Origin of the sequence: Saccharothrix sp. NPDC042600 (assembly GCF_040647305.1) — a bacterium.
Lineage (GTDB): Bacteria > Actinomycetota > Actinomycetes > Mycobacteriales > Pseudonocardiaceae > Actinosynnema > Actinosynnema mutabilis.
In genome coordinates this window covers 21602-40888 of the sequence record NZ_JBEZBW010000044.1, presented here as the reverse complement: position 1 = coordinate 40888, position 19287 = coordinate 21602, and the positions used below count along the sequence as shown (strand labels likewise).

Annotated in this window: 19 protein-coding genes; 5 read left to right on the top strand and 14 right to left on the bottom strand. The window is 73.1% G+C overall.

Translation table 11 applies throughout. The annotated features are described in order from the left end of the window. Nucleotides 1–6: 6 nt before the first annotated feature. Both AB0A74_RS24530 and AB0A74_RS24525 read right to left on the bottom strand, forming a co-directional pair. Nucleotides 7–720: a hypothetical protein gene (locus tag AB0A74_RS24530; RefSeq protein WP_358252849.1), complete on the bottom strand. Its 714-nt coding sequence runs from the start codon at nucleotides 718–720 to the stop codon at nucleotides 7–9. 9 nt (nucleotides 721–729) lie between these two features. Next, a complete protein-coding gene (locus tag AB0A74_RS24525; protein WP_358252848.1) occupies nucleotides 730–1326 on the bottom strand; it encodes a class F sortase in 597 nt (198 codons plus the stop codon). A 163-nt stretch (nucleotides 1327–1489) separates the two neighbouring features. On the opposite strand from AB0A74_RS24525, the gene AB0A74_RS24520 reads away from it, so the two are divergent. Beyond that, nucleotides 1490–2983, top strand: coding sequence for a carboxylesterase family protein (locus AB0A74_RS24520; protein ID WP_358252846.1), 1494 nt, complete (start codon nucleotides 1490–1492; stop codon nucleotides 2981–2983). 91 nt (nucleotides 2984–3074) lie between these two features. Here AB0A74_RS24520 and AB0A74_RS24515 read toward each other — a convergent pair whose 3' ends face one another. Further along, on the bottom strand, nucleotides 3075–4478 hold the full coding sequence (locus AB0A74_RS24515; RefSeq protein ID WP_358252844.1) for an NAD(P)H-quinone dehydrogenase: 1404 nt from the start codon (nucleotides 4476–4478) through the stop codon (nucleotides 3075–3077). A gap of 118 nt (nucleotides 4479–4596) precedes the next feature. Between AB0A74_RS24515 and AB0A74_RS24510 the strand changes: the two genes are divergently transcribed. After that, the gene (locus AB0A74_RS24510; protein WP_343935914.1) at nucleotides 4597–5046 is read left to right on the top strand and encodes a gamma-glutamylcyclotransferase family protein; all 450 of its coding nucleotides are present in this window, start codon (nucleotides 4597–4599) and stop codon (nucleotides 5044–5046) included. A gap of 705 nt (nucleotides 5047–5751) precedes the next feature. On the opposite strand, the gene AB0A74_RS24505 is transcribed toward AB0A74_RS24510, so the two are convergent. From AB0A74_RS24505 to AB0A74_RS24465, 9 genes are all read right to left on the bottom strand, one after another. After that, nucleotides 5752–6549 carry an ESX secretion-associated protein EspG gene (locus AB0A74_RS24505; RefSeq protein WP_358252843.1) on the bottom strand — a complete coding sequence of 266 codons (798 nt, stop codon included), beginning with the start codon at nucleotides 6547–6549 and terminating at the stop codon, nucleotides 5752–5754. Beyond that, complete coding sequence (locus tag AB0A74_RS24500; RefSeq protein WP_358252842.1) at nucleotides 6549–7808, bottom strand: PPE domain-containing protein; 1260 nt, start codon at nucleotides 7806–7808, stop codon at nucleotides 6549–6551. Before AB0A74_RS24500 ends, AB0A74_RS24505 begins: the two co-directional genes overlap by 1 nt. 26 nt (nucleotides 7809–7834) lie before the next feature. Further along, entirely contained in the window at nucleotides 7835–8215 is a 381-nt protein-coding gene (locus AB0A74_RS24495; protein ID WP_358252841.1) for a transcriptional regulator, read from the bottom strand. A gap of 100 nt (nucleotides 8216–8315) precedes the next feature. Beyond that, nucleotides 8316–8900, bottom strand: a complete 585-nt coding sequence (locus tag AB0A74_RS24490) for a DUF3558 domain-containing protein (protein ID WP_358252839.1) — start codon at nucleotides 8898–8900, stop codon at nucleotides 8316–8318. 6 nt (nucleotides 8901–8906) lie between these two features. Continuing rightward, a complete protein-coding gene (locus AB0A74_RS24485; RefSeq protein WP_358252837.1) occupies nucleotides 8907–9341 on the bottom strand; it encodes a GNAT family protein in 435 nt (144 codons plus the stop codon). A gap of 11 nt (nucleotides 9342–9352) precedes the next feature. Further along, complete coding sequence (locus AB0A74_RS24480) at nucleotides 9353–9883, bottom strand: GNAT family protein (protein WP_358252835.1); 531 nt, start codon at nucleotides 9881–9883, stop codon at nucleotides 9353–9355. Between the two features lie 69 nt (nucleotides 9884–9952). Next, complete coding sequence (locus AB0A74_RS24475) at nucleotides 9953–10198, bottom strand: hypothetical protein (RefSeq protein WP_358252834.1); 246 nt, start codon at nucleotides 10196–10198, stop codon at nucleotides 9953–9955. Continuing rightward, a complete protein-coding gene (locus AB0A74_RS24470; RefSeq protein WP_358252832.1) occupies nucleotides 10195–10596 on the bottom strand; it encodes a DUF1707 domain-containing protein in 402 nt (133 codons plus the stop codon). Before AB0A74_RS24470 ends, AB0A74_RS24475 begins: the two co-directional genes overlap by 4 nt. Nucleotides 10597–10606: 10 nt before the next feature. Beyond that, nucleotides 10607–12373, bottom strand: coding sequence for an acetyl/propionyl/methylcrotonyl-CoA carboxylase subunit alpha (locus AB0A74_RS24465; protein ID WP_358252830.1), 1767 nt, complete (start codon nucleotides 12371–12373; stop codon nucleotides 10607–10609). Nucleotides 12374–12486: 113 nt separating this feature from the next. Between AB0A74_RS24465 and AB0A74_RS24460 the strand changes: the two genes are divergently transcribed. Continuing rightward, nucleotides 12487–13185 carry a hypothetical protein gene (locus AB0A74_RS24460; RefSeq protein ID WP_358252828.1) on the top strand — a complete coding sequence of 233 codons (699 nt, stop codon included), beginning with the start codon at nucleotides 12487–12489 and terminating at the stop codon, nucleotides 13183–13185. A 273-nt stretch (nucleotides 13186–13458) separates the two neighbouring features. Here AB0A74_RS24460 and AB0A74_RS24455 read toward each other — a convergent pair whose 3' ends face one another. Continuing rightward, nucleotides 13459–14778 carry a dicarboxylate/amino acid:cation symporter gene (locus tag AB0A74_RS24455; protein ID WP_358252826.1) on the bottom strand — a complete coding sequence of 440 codons (1320 nt, stop codon included), beginning with the start codon at nucleotides 14776–14778 and terminating at the stop codon, nucleotides 13459–13461. Nucleotides 14779–14952: 174 nt separating this feature from the next. Then, nucleotides 14953–15558 carry a Maf family protein gene (locus AB0A74_RS24450; RefSeq protein ID WP_358252824.1) on the bottom strand — a complete coding sequence of 202 codons (606 nt, stop codon included), beginning with the start codon at nucleotides 15556–15558 and terminating at the stop codon, nucleotides 14953–14955. 284 nt (nucleotides 15559–15842) lie between these two features. On the opposite strand from AB0A74_RS24450, the gene AB0A74_RS24445 reads away from it, so the two are divergent. Continuing rightward, nucleotides 15843–18686 carry an NACHT domain-containing protein gene (locus AB0A74_RS24445; RefSeq protein ID WP_358252822.1) on the top strand — a complete coding sequence of 948 codons (2844 nt, stop codon included), beginning with the start codon at nucleotides 15843–15845 and terminating at the stop codon, nucleotides 18684–18686. A 123-nt stretch (nucleotides 18687–18809) separates the two neighbouring features. After that, nucleotides 18810–19214 (top strand): hypothetical protein, encoded by a 405-nt coding sequence (locus tag AB0A74_RS24440; protein WP_358252820.1) that lies wholly within the window; start codon nucleotides 18810–18812, stop codon nucleotides 19212–19214. Nucleotides 19215–19287: the final 73 nt, after the last annotated feature.

Here is a 19287-nt window from a genome sequence, read left to right as displayed (position 1 = left end):
TCGCCATCAGGCGGTCGCGCCGCCGCCGGTCTCCGGCGCGCCCTTGGGCTTCTTGACGGGCTGCTTCGGCTGGGTCTGCGGCGGGTCCTGCGGCGGGGTGCCGCGCACGGTGAAGTCGACCGCGTACGGGGCGCCGAGGCAGGTCATCACGGCCTGGTAGGTGCCGGGCGTCGACACGACCGTGGTCTTGCCCGCGAGCTCGGGGAAGTTGCCGGGCTCCATCCGGAGTTCCAGCGGCGCGACGAAGCCGGGCGAGGTGATGGTCCGGCCGGTGCAGTCGTTGGTCTCCGGCATCCGGGCCGTGATCTCGCCGCCGGGGTCCACTTCCAGCGGGATGAGGCCGAACACGCGCGGCGACACGATGGTGAAGGTGACTTCCGCGGAGTCCGGTGTGTTCAGGCACTTCACGGTCGCGGTGTAGGTGCCGGGCGTGTTGGAGACGCGCGTGTTGCCGCTCACCTGGCCCTGGGCGCTCGGGCCGCCGGGGAACTTGCCCCACTCGATGGGCTCGGCGAACCCGGGCGAGGTCACCGGGCCGATCTCGCTCGCGTTGCACGACTGCGCGGGCGCGGTCGCGTTGATCACGCCGCCGGCCTTGACCTCCAGGGGCGACAGGGTGAACGACACACCGGGGAAACCGGCCGGCTGGGCCGCGGCGGCGGTGACGGTTGTCGTGGTGGCTAACAGGAGGGCGGCCAGCAAGGCCGTGACAGGTCTCATTCGATCCCCTCATCTCAACTTCGCGTAGACGATCACGTTGTCCTGGTAGCTGCGCGCGGACCGGTCGAACACGCCCCCGCACGTGATCAGGCGCAGCACCGGGTCGGGTGTGTCCCCGTAGACCGCGTCCGTGGGGAAGCGCTCCTTGGGGACCTGGTCGACCCGCACGACCGCGAACCGGGCGGTCGTGCCGTCGGCGCGGGTCACGTCGATCGCGTCGCCGGGCGAGAGTTCCTTGAGGCGGTGGAAGATGCCCGGCTGCGCGTTGCCGTCGACGTGGCCCAGGATGATCGCGGGACCGGGTTCGCCCGGCGCCCGCGCGTGGGTGTACCACCCGGCTTGCATCGGTTGCTCGACCGGCGGCACCTCGATCGTCTCGTCGGGGTTGAGGCCCAACGGGACGAGCGTGGAGCGTGCGCCGATCTTCGGGATGACGACCTCGGTGGGCTCGACCCGGTCACCGGGCGGTGCCGCGGGCGTCGTCGCCGGGGTCGTCGCCGGGGTCGTCGTGGGTGCTGGGGGCTGCTCGGTCGCCGTCGGGGGCGCGGAGCAGCCGGTCAGTGCGAGCGCCACCGCGAGGACGACGCCCGCGCCGAGTCTGGCCATGTCGCCAGAATCCGCCCGCTTGCGGGGTGGGGGTGGTGAATGAAACACCACCACCCGATCGGACCAAACAGCATTAGCCCGAACCGGTGTTGTCCGGCCTGCTCGCCGTGTCTACCGTACACATCAGTGTCCGGTGGACACGTAAGTGTCTGGGGGAAACATCATGCGGAAGACGTTGGCCTGCCTCCTTGCCGCCGTCGGACTCGCGTCGATGGCGAGTCCGGCGGCAGCGTCACCCGATGTGGTGACGACGGCGAGCGGTTCGGTGCGCGGGGTCGTGGGTGACGACCACCGGGTGTTCCAGGGCATCCCTTACGCGGCGCCACCCGAGCGCTGGACCCCGCCCGAGCCGCCGCGCGCCTGGTCGGGCGTCCGGGACGCGACCCGGCCCGGGAACGCGTGCGCCCAGGCCGCCGGGTTCGGCGCGGGAAGCGAGCACGAGGACTGCCTGTACCTGAACGTCACCGCGCCGCGGACCGGCCGGGGCAAGCCGGTGGTGGTGTGGCTGCACGGTGGCGCGTTCCAGTTCGGAGCCGCCGCGGACCACGGTGCGGAGCGGATGGCCGCGCGCGGGGACGTCGTCGTGGTCACGGTGAACTACCGGCTGGGGGCGTTCGGGTTCCTGGCGCACCCGGCGCTGCCGGGTTCGGGCAACTACGGGCTCGCGGACCAGCAGGCGGCGCTGCGCTGGGTGCGGCGCAACGCGGCGGCGTTCGGCGGCGACCCGGGGAACGTGACCATCGCGGGCGAGTCGTCCGGGGCGCGGAGCGTGTGCGCGCACCTGGTCGCGCCCGCGTCGCGGGGGCTGTTCCACCGGGCGGTGGTGCAGAGCGAGCCGTGCACCATGGTCGACTGGCCGGCCGCCGACGGCACGCCCGAGGCCGAGCCGCCGGGGTTCCCGCGGTCGCGTGCGGCGGCCGAGCGGCAGGGCGTGCGGTACGCGGAGGCGTTGGGGTGCGCGGACGTGGCGTGCCTGCGCGGGAAGACGGCGGCCGAGCTGCTCGGCACCGCGGAGTGGTTCGCGCCGACGCACGGCACCGGTGTCCTGCCGGTGGACCCGGCGGTCGCGGGGTGGGTGGCGCGGGTGCCGGTGCTGCACGGGATCACGCGGGACGAGTACCGGATCTCGGACGGGCTGAACGAGGCGTTCGGCGTGCCGCCGCTGACGTCGGCCGAGTACGAGGCGCGGGTGGCGCGGTTCGTCGGGGCGGAGCGGGCGGCGGCGGTGCTCGCGCGGTACCCGGTGGTGGCGAGTCCGAGCGAGGCGTGGTCGGCGGTGGTGACGGACGCGGTGTTCGGCCGGCCGACGATCGACTTCCACCGGCAACTGGCGGGCCGCGTCCCGACGTACGCCTTCGAGTTCGCCGACCCGACCGCACCGTGGATGAGCGCCTTCCCGCCCCCGTCCTTCCCGACCGGCGCGTACCACACGGCAGAACTGCAATACCTGTTCCGCACGACGGGCTTCGACGCGCCGCTGACGCCGGCCCAACGCGCACTGGGCGACCGGATGATCGAGTACTGGACGCGGTTCGCGCGCACCGGCGACCCGGGCTGGCAGCGCGGCCGACTGGCGCTGGAGCTGTCGCCCGACGGCGACCGGCTCGTCGATTTCGCCGCTCGCCACCAGACCGACTTCTGGCGCTCGCTCGGCTGACCTGCGGGAGGCGGCGGCGTTCGGGCGCGGGCGGTGCGAGCCGCGGTGTCGGGTGGGCGGCGGACTTCTTTTGGTCCGCCGCCTCGCCGGGTCAGTCCAGGTCGTCGTGGCGCATCAGCTGGCGGCCGGCTTCGGTGATCGAGCCCGTCAGGGACGGGTACACCGAGAACGTCGTCGCCAGGTCCTCCACCGTCAGCTGGTTCTGCACCGCCAGCGCGATCGGCAGGATCAGCTCGCTCGCGTTCGGCGCCACCACCACGCCGCCGATCACCACGCCGGTCGCGGGCCGGCAGAACAGCTTCACGAAACCGCGCCGCAGGCCCTCCATCTTCGCGCGCGGGTTGGTGGCCAGCGGCAGCATGATGGTGCGGGCCGGGACCTCGCCCGAGTCGATCGCCTGCTGGCTGATGCCGACCGACGCGATCTCCGGGTTGGTGAAGACGTTCGCCGCGACCGTCTTGAGCTTGATCGGGCTCACGCCCTCGCCCAGCGCGTGCCACATCGCGATCCGGCCCTGCATCGCCGCCACCGACGCGAGCAGGAGCACGCCCGTGCAGTCGCCCGCCGCGTACACGCCGGGCACGTTCGTCCGCGACACGCGGTCCACCGGGATGTAGCCGCCGCGGCCGAGTTCGATGCCAATCTTGTCCAGGCCGAGGTCGGTCGTGTTGGGCACCGAGCCGACGGTCATCAGAGCGTGACTGGCCTCGATCGTGCGACCGTCTTCCAGGTGAATCAGGACCTGGTCGCCGACGTTCTCGACCCGGTCCGCGCGGGCGTGCTTCACCACGGCCGTGCCGCGTTCGGCGAACACGTCCTCCAGCACCACGGCCGCGTCGGCGTCCTCGTGCGGCAGCACGCGGTCGCGGCTGGAGACCATGGTCACCTTCACGCCCAGCTCGGTGTAGGCGGAGGCGAACTCCACGCCGGTCACACCGGAGCCGACGACCGCGAGGTGCTCGGGCAGCTCGGGCAGGTCGTAGATCTGCCGCCAGGTCAGGACGCGCTTGCCGTCCGGCTCGGCCCCCGGCAACACGCGCGGGGTGGCGCCGGTGGCGATCAACACCACGTCGGCCGGCAGGACCTCGGTGCCGCCGTCCTTCAGCTCGGCGACGACCTCGTGCTGCGCGAGGCCCCGGGCGTCGTCGCAGAACTTCGCGGTGCCGTTGACGATCCGCACGCCCTCGCGCTGCAACCGCGCCCGAACGTCCGAAGACTGGGCCAGCGCGAGGCCCTTCACCCGGCCGTGCACGACCGGCAGGTCCACCGCGGCGGTCGTGTCGGAGGTGCGGATGCCCAGCTCACCGGCGTTGCGGAAGGCGCTGCGACCACCGGCCGAGGCGATGAACGTCTTGGACGGCACGCAGTCGTACAGCACGCACGCGCCACCCAGGCCCTCGCGCTCCACGATGGTGACATCGGCCCCGTGCTGCGCCGCGACCAGCGCCGCCTCGTAACCTGCGGGCCCACCGCCCATGATGACGATGCGGGTCACGACACGTCCTTCCTCAGGGTTCTCCTCCGGCGCGTTTACCGTACGCGGTCGGGTGCCGGGGCGTGTCGTCCGGTCTTCTGGTGCTTCCGGGTGATCGAGAGGTCGCTAGGCTGTCGTCGTGCCGCTCTATGCCGCGTACGGGTCCAACATGGATCCGAACCAGATGATGGAGCGAGCCCCGTACTCGCCGATGGCGGGGACCGGATGGCTCGTCGGCTGGCGTCTGACCTTCGGTGGCGAGGACCTCGGCTGGGAGGGCGCGCTGGCCACCATCGTGGAGGACCCGGAGGCCCAGGTCTTCTGCGTGCTCTACGACGTGAGCCCCCGCGACGAGTCCCGCCTGGACCGGTGGGAGGGCGCGCTCGGCCTCTACAAGAAGATCCGCCTCCGGGTGCAGACCCTGGAGGGGTCGGTCACCGCGTGGCTGTACGTGCTGGACGCCTACGAGGGCGGCCTGCCGTCGGCCCGCTACATCGGCGTGGTCGCCGACGCGGCCGAGGCCGCCGGCGCCCCGGACGACTACGTGGCCGACCTGCGCACCCGCCCTTGCCAGGGCATCGGGCCGTGACAGCCGTGAGATGAGCCGGAGGGGGTTGCGCACGTCCACGTCGTCCGCCGGGACGACGACCCAGTCGTGCGCCGGGGTCGCCGCGCCGCCGTAGACGACGGCGACCTTCCGCGCGGGCCAAGCCAGGTGCACCCGCTGCCCGTGCCGCTCGACGCACGGCACGGGCAGTCCCGCGTCCACCAGGGACAGCACCAGCGCGCAGACCGCCGCCGAGCCGACGCCGGGGGCGAGGTCGAGCAGGTCCCGGGGGCAGTCGAGCGTCCCCCGCAGCTCCGGCCGCCGGCTCAGCACCGCGTCCACGTAGGTCAGGGCGGTGAGCCGGTCCGCCGCCCGGACGAGTTCCCGCAGGGCCGCGGCGAGCGGTTGGCAGCGCAGGCCGTCGACCTCGACGCTCCCGCCGGGCGGCCCGTGGTGGACCGTCATGCCGCGCAGGCGCTCGACCCGCACCCCGTCCGGGACCCGGACGTGCACGGTGCCCGCGCTTGTCGCACAGCCGTGCAGGAACAGCGCGGTCTCCCGGCACAGCACGGCCGTCGGGCCGGCGTGCAGGAGGACCGCCGCGCAGCGGGTGCGGGGGTCGAGCGCGCGGTGCCGTTCGACCAGCACGCGCGGCCCGAACCGGACGAGGTCGGTGCGCAGGTGGACGCCAAGGGTCATGCCGGAACCGAGGGCCGACCGACCGGTCCTCGTACCGGGTTCACCCGGTCAGGGGGGTGGCAGGAGGTCCGAGACGTGCTGGACCAGGCGGCGCGGGTCGGTCGGCGAGACCGTGCTCCACGGCTGCTGGCCCGGCGTGGCGCGGCGCAGCTGGACGTACCGGCCGTTCGGGTTGTCGAAGAACGCCACCACGTGCTCGGGGCGGACCCGCTTGCCCCACTTGTCGCGCACCGCCGCGCCGAACTGGCCGCGGTTGCCGGCGTCCTTGAACATGTCCGCCAGCACCTTGGCGTCGTCCTGCCGGACACCCCGCTCGCGCAGCGCGGCCTCCAGCTTGTCCGGGGTGCCGGCGGCGGCCGCGGCGGCGTCGAGGTCCGCGCTGGGCAGCGTCACCGAGTGGCCAGGTCCGGGCGGGGCGGCCGGCAGCACCGACAGCGCCTCGCGGGGCAGGCCCTCGGCGGAGGCCGGGCGCAGGGTGAGCTGGTCGCCGTCGAGCACGGCCAGCACGGCGGACTGGCCCTTGGCCGCCGCCAGCACCCGCACGCTGCGGCCCAGCCACAACCGGCCGTCCACCTCGCGCTGCGGCCGGTTGAGCAGGTGCAGGAGGTCCTCCAGCATCGGGTCCAGCGCCACCGGCCGGCCCAGGCCGCGGCTCTCCAGACCCGCCCACGCCCGCCGCTCCAGGTCGGCCCGCTCGGCGTGCGTCTTGCCCGGTGAGGGCACCTTGAGCACCAGCGGCATGGTCTCCAGCCGCAGGTGCTCCCAGAGCACGTCGAACTCCAGGGCCGAGATGGTGACGGGCTCGCGCACGTCGTGCGTGCCCAGGTCCAGACCGAACGTCGTCATCAGCGGGTCGTGCTCTCCCCGATCACCGGCGGCGAGATGTGCCCGCCGAGGCCGTAGATGTCGTCAGTTTCCCGAAGGTAGTCCGCGCCGTCGTGCTCGGCATCCTCTTCGTCGTCCGCGCGGCCCGCGCCGAGCCCGCCGAACGGGTCGAACGCCTGCTGCACGGGCACGGCCGTGGCGCGCTTGTGGACCGTGTCGCCGCTGCCCTGCTGCGCCGCGCCGAGGACACCGCTCGCGGTGCCGGCCCCGGCGGCGACGTGCTGGGCGTTGGCGGTGGTGGCGAGCGCGCCGAACTCCGCCGAGCTGACCACCGTGGTGCCGTTGGACCGGCCGGTGAGCTGCTGCTCGGTGGCGGACTGGGCGTTGTGCTGCTCGGTCGTGGTGTCGGCGGCGGCGGCGGACTTGCGGCGGTCCTGCTGCCTGCCGTCGGCGCTGCCGCCGATGACGCCGCCGGGGCCGAACGTGGTCGTGCCGGACTGGGCGGACGCGCTCGCCGGCAGGCTGGTGGGGCGCGTGGTCGAGCCGGCCTGGGTGGCGCCGGAGACGGTCGTGCCCGCGCCGGTGGGCTGCGGGGCCGTCGGCCGGGTCCCGGGCACCGCGCCGCCGCGGTTCCAGCCCCGGCCGCGCCCGCCGCCGTAGCCGCGCCCGCCGCCGCGCACGCCGCTGTGGAAGCCGTGGCCCGGGGTCACGCCCGCCCCGTCGGTGCGCACCACGTCCGAGGCGGTGATCACGAGCTGCGGCGGCTGGTGGAACTGGCCGAGGGTGGTGACGTTGGAGGTGGTGGAGGACGCGTAGGTGGTCATCACCTCGCGGGCGCGCTGCTCGGCGGCGTTGCGCACCTTCTCCTGGAGCTCGTGGTCGGTCTGCTGGCCGACCAGGTGGGTCAGCGCGGTCAGCACGGTGCCCGGGTCCTCGGCGGTCACCTTGACCGGCGGCGGCATGTCGGCGCGGGCCTTGGCGATGTGGTCGGCCTGCAGCTCGGCGGACAGCCGCATGACCTCCGCGCCGCCGCGCGCCTCGTCGGCCCAGGCGGCCAGCGGGTTCATGCCGCCGCGCGCCTGGTCGGCGGCCGAGCCCTCCCACTTCGCGCCGGAGCCCACGATGCCGGTGTGCAGCTCGGCGTTGATCTCGGCTAACGCGGCCGAGACGCCCTCCCAGCGCTCCATCGAGGCGTGCGAGGCCTTCGGGCCGGGCCCGGAGTTGATCTTCTGGTAGAGCTCTTCGTGGCTGTACCCGCTCCAGCGGTGGCCCTCGGGCATGAAGATTCCCCTCGCCTGCGGCGGGCTCAGCAGCCGCCCTGCTGCCCCATCAACCCGGTGTTGTCGTCTTCGATCGCCTGGTACTGCCGTTCGACCAGGGTCAGGGCGTCCATCGCGCCCTTGAGCTGTTGCTGGTAGTTCTGCAACGCGGTGAGCGCCGAGTCGCCGGACTCCAGCGAGCGCTCGTTGAACTTCTCCGCCGCGTCCTGGCTGACCGGGTCACCGGCCCAGGGGCGGACCCGGACCTCGGTGATGGCCAGCTCGATCTGCTTGTCGAGCTTGGTCAGCGCGCCCGCGAACGCGCTGCGCAGGCTCGGGATGGCGTTGGGCTCGACGCTCAGCGTCTGCGACAGGGGCGGTGGTGGCGTGCCCGTGTCCGCGCCGTGGCCGTGGTCTTCCGACGGCATGGACGACCTCCCCGTCTTCGCGTTTCGCGCGTCAGCATGGTCACTCTAGCCACACGGTCCGACAGCGGGGAGTGGGCGGAGCGCACTTCCCCCGCGTGGGTCAGCCGCGTTGCAGCAAACCGGCGACAGCGGCTTCTGCCACCCGTTGTGCTCCTTGGCAGAGAATGTCCTGGGACACCTTCGTCTTGTTACCGCCGTCGCGGAACATCACGTCCAGGAACTGGCCTTGGGCGACGTCCACTTCGACGTTGCACACCTCCTCCAGGCCCGGGGTGCGCACGGTCAGCGCGGGAAATCCCCCGACAGTGGTGGGCTGTGCTTCCACCTGCGCGTTCTCCGACAGCCAGACGGCGACGCCCTCGACGGTGACCAGCGCAAGCCGCACCACGTTGCCGCTGATGCCGCTGCGCATGGTGCAGGCCTTCGCGTTGCCGAAGCTCGTTTCGACGTAGGGGCTGGGCGGGTTGTCGAGGCTGAGCTGGAGCCGCTGCTCCTCGCTGAGCACCGCGCAGGGGTCCACCTGGTCCAGCGGCAGGTCCCGGGGTCGCGGTGGCAACTGCGGGACCGTCGTCGTGGTGACGGGGAGCGGTTCGTCGACCCGCCCGTCGGCCTTCTTCTCGGGCAGGGGCGTGCACGCCGTGGCGACCAGCGCGAGCAGCGCGGTGACCGTGCGAGCAGCCCTCATGCGCACCTACCGTAGCCGGGTCCACACGCCGTGTGAACTGCCTGCCGTGAAACCGCATTTTTGCGCAACGCGTTCCGCGGCTTTGTCGCAGGGGGTGCAGAAGAGCGTTCCGAGGTCGAGAAATCCGAACGCGAAGCCCGCGACCGCTTGGACGGTGGCGGTCGCGATCCCCTTTCCGCGGTGGTCCGGGGAGATCCAGCAGAACAGCTCTCCGGTGGACTTCACGGCCACCTCGCCGACCGCGGTGTTCGACAACTGTTCACACACCGCCCACGAACAGCCGGCGTCGGTTTCCCACTCGTTCGCCCGGAGCGCGATGTGCTCCCCGGCGCGGTCGAGCGACCCGAACCGCTGGGCGAGGGTGTGCCGGTCGTCGATCCGGTCGTCCACCCGCAACTGGCGCAGGTAGTGCTCGCCCGCGTTGATCTCGACCGGCTCCATGCCCCGGGAGGTTAATCGGTGGCCAACCGCGACCACTGGAGGAGGTCGTGGTGGACGCCGTGCACCATCTCCGCGCCCCGCAGGGTGCCCTCCAGCGTGAAGCCGCACTTCTCCGCCACGCGGCGGGAGGCGAGGTTGGCGACGGAGTGCCGGTAGCCGACCCGGTGCAGGCCGACGACGTCGAAGCCGTGCCGGAGGGCGGCGCCGAGCGCGGCGACGGCCACGCCGCGACCCCGGTGGGTGGCGGCGGTCCAGCAGACGGCGAGGGCGTTGCGATCGTGGTGGTCGAGGTCGCGCAGGCACACCTCGCCCGCGATGGCCCCGGCGTCGTCCCGGACGACCCAGGAACAGCGCTGGTCGGCGGCCCACTGCCAGGCGCGGTAGCCGATGAACGCCCGGGCGGCCTGCTCGTCGGGGAGCCGGTAGCCGGACAGCCAACGGCCGATGGCGTCGTCGTCGACGGCGGCGAGGAGGGCGGGTGCGTCGGCGGGGGTGAGCTGGTTGAGCACGAACCCGTCCGCCTTGAGGTCGACCGGCTCCATGGTGCGACGGTAGCCGGGCTCGGGGTGCGGCGACAGGTGGGGCGCGGTGACGGGTGGGGCGGGTGGTCGTCAGTCGGTGAGGAAGGCGTCGTGGTGTTCGGCCAGCGACTCCAGGGACGCGCGGTGGGTGTGGGCCGGAGTGCCGTCCGGGGCCGTGGCGAGTTCGACCAGCCAGTCCGCGTCTTCGGCGTCGTCCTCGCCGGCCAGGAGGTCCTTGTGGACCGTGCACGGGGTCCAGCCCTCCGCCGCCAGCGTCTTGGCCAGCGCCTCCGCCTCGTCGCGGTCGTGCAGGACCAGCAGCAGGTAGGGGGTCAACGGTTGCCCATCCGCCCCACGATCAACGCCACGGCGGGCACCAGCAAGAACACCAACGGGTTGCGCACCAGGAAGAACAGCGCCACGCACAGCAACCCGACCGCGGGCACGGCGACCTGCATCCACCGCCGGTCCGCCGAGGACCGGTCCACCCCGCCCGCCGCGGAACGCACCGGCGTCACCGAAGGCAAGGGCGCGACCTGCGCGAACCGCGGGTGTGGCTCGGGCAGGTCGTCGAACAGCGCCAGCACCTCGCCGCGGGTCTTGGCGGCGGTCACCCGGGCGGTGCGGTCGCCGTACTCGTCGACGTCCAGCCGGCCCTCGGACAGGTGCTCGCCGAGCAGCTCGATCGCCCGCTGCCGCTCGGCGTCACCGATCCGGATGTCCCGTTCGCCCACGGACCAGAGCTTATTCCTTGATCTCGCAAAGAACGGTGCCCTGGGTGACCGTGGCGCCCGGTTCCGCCGCGAGCCCCGTCACCACGCCGGCCTTGTGCGCGGTCACCGGGTTCTCCATCTTCATGGCCTCCAGCACGACGATCAGGTCACCCGCCTCGACCTGCTGACCGTCCTCGACCGCGACCTTCACGATGGTGCCCTGCATCGGCGCCGCCACCGCGTCACCGGACGCCGCCGCGCCGCCCTTGCCACCGGCCCGCTTGCGCGGCTTGGCCTTCGCCCCGCCGCCCTTGGCCACCGGCGCGCCCGCGGCGAGGCCACCGGGCAGCGACACCTCCAGCCGCCGGCCGCCGACCTCGACCACCAGGGTCTGGCGCGGCTCGTCCTCCTCGGCCTCCGCGCCGTCGGTGAACGGCGGGATGGTGTTGTCGAACTCGGTCTCGATCCACCGCGTGTGCACGGTGAACCCGTCCTCCGTGCCCACGTACGCCGGGTCGCGCACGATCAGCCGGTGGAACGGCAGCACCGTCGCCATGCCCTCGACGACCATCTCGTCCAGCGCCCGCCGCGCCCGCTCCAGCGCCTGCGTCCGGTCCTCGCCGGTCACGATCAGCTTGGCCAGCAGCGAGTCGAACTGGCCGCCGATGACCGTGCCGCTCTCCACGCCCGCGTCCACCCGGACACCCGGGCCGGACGGCGCGATGAACGTCGTCACCGCGCCCGGCGCGGGCAGGAAGTTGCGCCCCGCGTCCTCGCCGTTGATGCGGAACTCGATCGAGTGGCCGCGCGGCGTGGGGTCCTCGGTGAAGCGCAGCGGTTCACCGGCGGCGATGCGGAACTGCTCGCGCACCAGGTCGATGCCCGCGGTCTCCTCCGACACCGGGTGCTCGACCTGGAGGCGGGTGTTGACCTCCAGGAACGAGATCGTGCCGTCCAGCGCCACCAGGTACTCGACGGTGCCGGCGCCGTGGTAGCCGGCCTCCTTGCAGATGGCGCGCGCCGACGAGTGGATCTTCGCGCGCTGCTCGTCGGTCAGGAACGGCGCGGGCGCCTCCTCGACCAGCTTCTGGTGGCGGCGCTGCAGCGAGCAGTCGCGGGTGCCGACGACGATCACGTTGCCGTGCTGGTCGGCCAGCACCTGCGCCTCGACGTGCCGCGGCTTGTCCAGGTAGCGCTCGACGAAGCACTCGCCGCGCCCGAACGCGGTGACCGCCTCGCGCACGGCGCTGTCGAACAGCTCGGGGATCTCCTCCAACGTCCGCGCGACCTTGAGCCCGCGCCCGCCGCCGCCGAACGCCGCCTTGATCGCGACGGGGAGCCCGTGCTCCTCCGCGAACGCGACGACCTCGTCGGGGCCGGACACCGGGTCCTTGGTGCCGGGCACCAGCGGCGCGCCGGCGCGCATCGCGATGTGCCGGGCGGTGACCTTGTCGCCCAGGTCGCGGATGGCCTGCGGGGTCGGCCCGATCCAGATCAGACCCGCGTCGAGGACCGCCTGCGCGAAGTCGGCGTTCTCGGACAGGAACCCGTAACCGGGGTGCACCGAGTCCGCGCCCGAGCGCTTGGCGACGTCCAGCAGCTTGTCGAACGAGAGGTAGCTGTCACCGGGCGTGCTGCCGCCCAGGGCGAACGCCTCGTCGGCGAGCCGGACGAACGGTGCGTCGCGGTCGGGGTCCGCGTAGACGGCGACGCTGGCCAGACCGGCGTCCTTGCAAGCGCGGATGACCCGGACGGCGATCTCACCGCGGTTGGCGACGAGGACCTTGCGCAGCGACACGACGTCCTACCTCCTGGCAGCGCTGATGTGGAGTGATGGCTCGGCAGTTTAGTGACTGGTCAGTAATACGTGGTGGAGAGACAGCTCACGTCGGGGTGGGACAATCGGCGATCGTGTCACGTCCGAACCTCCCCGCGCTGCTCACAGCTTGCTTGGCCGTGGCCATCACGGCGGCAGGCATGGTCTTCGCCTGGTCACTGCGGCCCGACGACACCGCCGAACGGGGGGTTTCACCGACCCAGGACGAGCTGCGCTGCGGCCCGACCGCCTGCCAGGTGGTGGTGAGCGCGGACGTGGGGCGCGACACGGTGGCGGTCCTGGTCGGCCAGGCCGCGGGCGTCGGCGGGCCGGGCCAGGGCGCGGGCCGGATCAGCACGAACGGCGCGTCCGGCCGGAACATCTTCGAGCTGACCATCGCCGAGCAGGGCGCCGCGATCACCGACGGGTCGCTGGAGTGCGTGGACGCGGAGGTGGCGGTGTGCCTGGTCCGCGGTCCGGCGCGGTCGGAGGTGCTGGGCGAGGTCCTGGTCCGCCGGTCGGGGGCGTGGTCGCGGGCGCAGGTCCCGTACGTCGCCGGCGGTGGTTACCTGGGGCTGCACGACGTGGACGCGGACGGGGTCGCGGACGTCGTGGCCGTGCAGCGCGCGTGCGCCCCGGGCGTGGACTGCGCGCGCCGGTTCGCGCAGGTGTTCTCGCTGGTGGGGCCGTCGACGGACCTGGGCTGCACGGCGGTCGTGCCGGAGGCGTCCCAACTCCCGGGCTGGCCCGCGGTCCAACCCGCCCGCAACCAGCTGCGCCCCTGCGGCGAGTAGCCCGGCAGCACACCCCGCCCACCAGCCGGCCAACGGCCGAGCACCCGGCCAACGGCCGAGCACCCGGCCAACCGCCGAGCACCCGGCCAACCGCCGAGCACCCGGCCAACCGCCGAGCACCCGGCCAACCGCCGAGCACCCGCCCAACCGCCGAGCACCCGCCCAACCGCCGAGCACCCGCCCAACCGCCGAGCACCCGCCCAACCGCCGAGCACCCGGCCCTTCGACGTGGGGGCGTGTCGGGCCGGGTGCGTCGGTGCGGCTCTCGCGGGGTCAGGCCGGCACGGCCTCGCGCCGGTCGGACAGCAGCGGGGGCGTGCTGGGGGCGTTGAGGACCTCGTCGTCGAGCAGGCCCTCGGAGCGGGCGACCAGGACGGGGACCGTGATCTGGCCGGCCACGTTCGTCGCCGTGCGCACCATGTCCAGGATCGGGTCGATCGCGTACACCACGGCCACGCCGGTCGCGATGACCTCCGGCGGCAGGTTCACCGCGCCCAGGGTCAGGGTCAGCATCGTGAACCACCCGGTCGTGCCCGCCGTCGCCAGCGCGCCGAACACCGCGACCGCCACGATGGCCACGTACTGCCACAGGCCCAGCTCGATGCCGAACAGGTTCGCGATGAACACCGTCGCGATCGCCGGGTACACCGCCGCGCAACCGTCCATCTTCGTGGTCGTGCCCAGCGGGACGGCGAAGGACGCGTAGTCGTCGTCCACGCCCAGGTTCGCGGCGGTCTGGCGGCTCAGCGGCAGCGTCGCGCCGGACGAGCGGGACACGAACGCGAACTGGATGGCCGTCCACGCCTTCGAGAAGAACGTCACCGGGCTGACCCGGCCGACGAACCGCAGCAGCACCGGGTACACCACGAACAGCACCAGCAGCGTCCCGCCGTACACGGTCGCGATCAGGCTGAACAGCGGGCGGACGAAGTCGTTGCCGTAGGTCGCGAACGCCGTCCCGATCAGGCCGAACACGCCGATCGGGGCGAGCAGCACGATCCAGCCGACGATCTTCTGCACCAGGTCGAACGCCGACCGGGTCAGGGTGACGAACGGCGCGGCCCGCTCGCCCAGCGCGTACGCGGCGAAGCCGACCAGGATCGCGATGAACACGACCTGGAGCACCTCGCCCTCGGTGAAGGCGGAGAACAGGTTCGACGGGACGAGCGTGTCCAGCAGGGTGGACCACGACCCGCCCTCGCGGCTCGCGAGCCGCTTGAGCGCGGCCTCCGTCGGTTCGACCTGGACGCCGGTGCCCGGCTTGAAGACCACCGCGATGGCGAGGCCGATCAGGACCGCGATCAGCGAGGTGATCGCGAACCAGAGCAGGGTCTTGCCGCCCAGGCGCGCGGCGCGCTGGCCGCCGAGGCGGCGCAGGCTCGTGATGCCGACGACGATCGCCGTGAACACGAGCGGGATGACGGTGAACTGGAGCAGGCTCGTGAAGACGTCCCCGAGCTTCTCCAGGGTGGTGGTCAGCCACGTCTGGCGGGTGGACTTGGCCACCCAGCCCGCCAGCGCGCCCAGGACGAGGGCCGCGAGGACGGTGACGCCGAAGACCTTCGGCTTGGTGTACGTGCGGATGAACGACATGTCGACTTCTTTCGGGTGCGCAGGGCTCGGCGGGCGGCTACTGCGCGTGACAGCCCGTGTTCTGCCTGCGGCCGAAGTCGATGTGGCGACGGCGCGTCAAAAATGCGTTCATCGGCTCCCCCAACGCGATGTCCCTGGGTGGAGCTTCCCGGTTCAGCGGAAATGTGACAACGGCTACCAGATGTCGGACACGACGACGTCCAACCGGCGCAGCAATCGCCTGGTCAGGGGCAGGCTGATGCCGATCACGCTGGAGGGGTCGCCGTCGATGCCGTCGACGAACCAGCCGCCGAGCCCGTCGAGCGTGAACGCGCCCGCGACCTGGAGCGGTTCGCCGGTGGCGAGGTAGGCCTCCAGCTCGGCGTCGGAGGGGGTGCCGAACCGGACGTGGGTGGCTTCGTGGTCGGCGACGCCGTCGGTGACCCGGCCGTCCTCGACCTTGAGCACGGCGTGGCCGGTGAGCAGCGTGCCGGTGGTGCCGGCCATCTTGCGCCAGCGGGCGCGGGCGTTCTCGACGGTGCCGGGCTTGCCCTGGACCTCGCCGTCGGCGGTGAGCAGCATCGAGTCGCAGCCGACGACCAGGGCGTCCTGCTCGTCGGCGGCGATCACCTCGGCCTTGGCGCGGGCGAGGGCGGTGACCAGCTCGGCGGGGGTGGGGTCGGTGAGCGCGGCGGCGACGGCGTCCTCGTCGACCCCGGACACGCGGACGACGGGCTCGATGCCGGCGCTGCGGAGGACGTTCAGGCGGGCGGGGGACGCGGAGGCAAGCACGAAGCGCACGGCCGAACCCTAACGCCCGGACCGGGGGTCTCCACCGACACCACCGGGCCACGCGCCACGCCCGCAGCCGGAACGCCCGCCCCCGGAACGCCTGCCCCCGGAACGCCCGCGCCCGGAACGCCCGCCCCCCGGACAACCGCTCGGCGAGACCGGACGCGCGAAACCAGGCCGCCGGTCAGCGGCCCGGGTGTGCGGCCCTGTGTCGTAGTCGCGGGTGGGTGGCCGTTTCGTGCCCGGTGATCGGCTTACGCTGGCGTCGGCACCGCTGGCGTGGGGAGGCGCGGATGGTGGTCGACCCGGTTTCGGGTGCGTTGGGCGCGGTGTTCGGGACCGCGTTCGACGGGTTGCTCCAGCACGGTGTCGGCGGGTTGGCGCACCGCGTGGACGACCGGCGGCGGATCAGGGCGTTGGCCAAGCCCGATCGCGTCGTCCGGCGGGTGGCCGAGGAGCTCGTCGGGCTGCGGCGGACCGAGCTGCCGGGGGTCTCCGACGCCGAGTGGCGGCGGGCGGTCGAGGCCGTTCGGGACGTCCTGAACGCGGTGTCCTGGGAGCGGTTGGCCAAGGAGCCCGCGGACCTCGTCAACGCCGAGCGGCTGGCCAAGCGGGTGCCCGCCACGACCGCGGAGTTCAGCGCGGGCGGTCGGGCGGCCTACGAGTTGCTGCTGGCCGGGTGTTGCGCCGGGCTGGCGGAGATGGCGCGGTCCGTCGACCGGATCATGCGGGACCTCCAGGTCGGGGTCGGCGACGGCGTCACCGAGCTGCTCGAACGCGACGCGCGGCGGGCCGACGACTTCGACCTCCGCTACGCCGACTACGTCGTCCGGACGACCAGCTCGTTCGAGCTGTTCGGCGTCGCCCGCGGGCGCGGACCCGGGCGGCACTCGTTCGACCGGTCCTACGTCAGCCTGGCCGTCGCGCGGCGGACCGGGCGGGACGACGACGCGTTGACCGGGGCCGGGGTCAGCGCCGCGACCGCGTTCGAGGACGCCCGGCGCGTCCTGCTGCGCGGGTCGGCGGGTGCGGGGAAGACGACGTTCCTGCGGTGGCTCGCCCTGACCGCCGCGCGCGACGGGCTGGTGCCGTTCTTCGTGCCGTTGCGGCAGTTCGCGGACGGGCCGCTGCCGACGCCGGAACGCATCCTCGACACCACCGCGCCCGTGCTGGCCGAGGAGAAACCCGACCGGTGGGTCGTCGGGCGGTTCCGCGACGGGCGGGCGTTGCTGCTGGTGGACGGCATCGACGAGCTGGGCTCCGAGCGCCGGGCGGAGGCCGGGCAGTGGCTGGCGGACCTGGTCGCCGCCTACCCCGACGCCCGGTACGTGGTGTCCACGCGCCCGTCGGCGGTGGAGGAGAACTGGCTCGGCGAGGCCCGGTTCACCACCTACGACCTGCTGCCGATGTCGGCCAAGGGCGTCCGCGACTTCCTCACCGCCTGGCACGACGCCGCCCGCGCCGAGCAGCCCGGGTTCACCGACTGGCTCGACCGGTGCGAGCAGACCCTGGCCGAGACGCTGGCCACCCGGGCGGACCTGCGCCGGCTCGCGTCCAGCCCGCTGCTGTGCGGGCTGCTGTGCGCGCTGCACCAGGACGGCGGCATGCACCTGCCCCGCGACCGCAAGTCCCTCTACGACGCCGCCCTGGACCTGCTGCTGGTCCGCTGGGACGAGCAACGCGGCGTCCACGTGGACGCCGACCGGTTCGGCTTCTCCAAGGAGGAGCAACTGGTCGTGCTGCAACGGTTCGCGTACTCGCTGGTGCGCAACAGCCGCCAGCTCGTCGCGAAGTCCAAGGCGCGCCAGTGGATCGGCAGCGCCATGCGCGGCCTGCGCCCGCACGACGCCGAGCCCGCCCAAGTGCTGCAACGGTTCCTGGAACGCACGGGCCTGCTGCGCGAGTCCCTGCACGGCGACGTCCAGTTCGTGCACCGCACGTTCCGCGACTACCTGGCCGCCAAGGAGGTCGTGGACTCCGGCGACCTGGGCCCGCTGGTCGACCACGCCCACCGCGACGACTGGCACGACGTGGTCGTGATGGCCGTCGCCCACGCCCGCCCGGTCGAGCGCGCCGAGGTGCTCGCGGGCCTGCTCGACGGCAACCAGGCCGCCCGCCACGACCCGCGCGTGGCCGACCTGCTCCACCTGCTCGCGGCGGCGGCCGTCGAGCACGCCGACGTCGTCGGCCGGGTGGACAAGCGGCCCGACGTGCGCGACGAGGTGCGCCGCGCGGTGGCCCGGCTCATCCCGCCGACCACGATGACCGCCGCGGAGACCCTGGCGTCGGCGGGCGCGTTCGTGCGCGACCTGCTGCCGGACACGCCCGAGGGCCTGACCGACATCGAGGCCGCGTGCGTGGTGCGCGTGATCGCCATGATCGGCGGCGAGGGCGTGCTGGAGAAGATCAAGCCGTTCACCGGGCTGGGCGAGTCCGTGGTGCTGGACGAGCTGCTGCGCGCGTGGCGGCACTCCCCCAACCCGGAGGACTACGCCCGGACCGTGCTGGCCGAGGTGGACTTCGGCGACCAGCGCGTGGACCTGCGCGGCTGGCACCGCATCCGGCACGTCCACCACCTGCGGCACCTGCACCACCTGCGCTGCCTGGGCGGTTGGTCGCCGCTGGACCCGGTCGCGGCGGCCCCCGGCCTGCGCCGGCTGGAGCTGATGCAGAACGAGGTGCTGAAGTCGCTGGAACCGTTGGCGGGCCACGGTTCGCTGCGCTCGTTGCACCTCACGCAGTGCCCCGGGGTGCGGGACCTGTCGCCGTTGGCGCGGACCGGGGTGGAGGAGCTGTCCCTGCACTTCACGCCCGCCGACCTGCGGACTTTGAAGGGTGCTCGGCTGCACGCGTTGCACGTGCGGCACCCGGCGCTGGAGACCGGGTTGGCCGCGATCCCGGCGGACCTGCCGTTGCGCGTGCTGGCCGTGGACAACCGGCCGCCGGGGCGGTCGTTGCTGGGGGTGTCGCGGTGGCCGGGGCTGCGGGCGGTCGAGTGCTACGGCATCCCGCACCCGGCGGAGTTGGCCGAGTTGGCCGAGTTGCCGGCGTTGGAGCGGTTGGTGATTCGGCAGCCTGAGGCGCCGGTGGAGTTGGTCGGGCTTGGTGATCGGGTGGCGGTGGAGGTGGCCGCGTAGGGCGGGTGGCGGTGGGGGTGCCGGTCGAGGTGGCGGTAGGGCGAGTGGCGGTAGGGCGGTGGGGGGAGGCGCTGCGTAGAACTACCGATGCGCGCGGCGCGTGGGTTGGGCAACCTCGGAGGTGTGCAGCGCTGGGCTCTGGTGGTCCGCCGGATCGATCGGGCTCGCGGTCGGCGGTGGTGGCTGGCCGTGCCCGCGGCCCTGGTGGTCGCGGTGGCGGCGGTGGTGGTCTCGACCGACCCGGTCGGGTACGGGGTGCCGTTCTGGCCGTTCCTGAGCCGGGCCGACCGCGACGACCTGCGGGTCATGGAGGCCGTGACGGGTGCGGCGCGGGCCGAGGGCGACCCGGCCCGGGTGCCGGTGGCGGTGGCGGCGGACGGGGTGGAAGTCCTGGAGTCCTCGTTGAACGCGCCGCACGGGGCGGTGTGGATGCGCGTCCGGTACCACGTGCACGACGGGGTTCGGTGTCGTGAGGTCATGGTGTTGGGCGATCGCGTCCAGGTCACCAGTCGGCGCGTCGATTGCTGACTTCTTCGGGCGATTTGAGCGACGCGCTCCGCGTTCTCAAGATCAAAAGCTGAGAGCGAAGAGCGCAAAGATC

Bases quoted from the DNA above. Each gene is read 5' to 3' on its own strand.
- AB0A74_RS24530 (WP_358252849.1), bottom strand. From the start codon at position 720: ATGAGACCTGTCACGGCCTTGCTGGCCGCCCTCCTGTTAGCCACCACG.
- AB0A74_RS24490 (WP_358252839.1), bottom strand. From the start codon at position 8,900: ATGAGGGCTGCTCGCACGGTCACCGCGCTGCTCGCGCTGGTCGCCACG.
- AB0A74_RS24445 (WP_358252822.1), top strand. From the start codon at position 15,843: ATGGTGGTCGACCCGGTTTCGGGTGCGTTGGGCGCGGTGTTCGGGACC.
- AB0A74_RS24480 (WP_358252835.1), bottom strand. From the start codon at position 9,883: ATGGAGCCGGTCGACCTCAAGGCGGACGGGTTCGTGCTCAACCAGCTC.
- AB0A74_RS24520 (WP_358252846.1), top strand. From the start codon at position 1,490: ATGCGGAAGACGTTGGCCTGCCTCCTTGCCGCCGTCGGACTCGCGTCG.
- AB0A74_RS24500 (WP_358252842.1), bottom strand. From the start codon at position 7,808: ATGCCCGAGGGCCACCGCTGGAGCGGGTACAGCCACGAAGAGCTCTAC.
- AB0A74_RS24525 (WP_358252848.1), bottom strand. From the start codon at position 1,326: ATGGCCAGACTCGGCGCGGGCGTCGTCCTCGCGGTGGCGCTCGCACTG.
- AB0A74_RS24485 (WP_358252837.1), bottom strand. From the start codon at position 9,341: ATGGAGCCGGTCGAGATCAACGCGGGCGAGCACTACCTGCGCCAGTTG.
- AB0A74_RS24495 (WP_358252841.1), bottom strand. From the start codon at position 8,215: ATGCCGTCGGAAGACCACGGCCACGGCGCGGACACGGGCACGCCACCA.
- AB0A74_RS24455 (WP_358252826.1), bottom strand. From the start codon at position 14,778: ATGTCGTTCATCCGCACGTACACCAAGCCGAAGGTCTTCGGCGTCACC.
- AB0A74_RS24505 (WP_358252843.1), bottom strand. From the start codon at position 6,549: ATGACGACGTTCGGTCTGGACCTGGGCACGCACGACGTGCGCGAGCCC.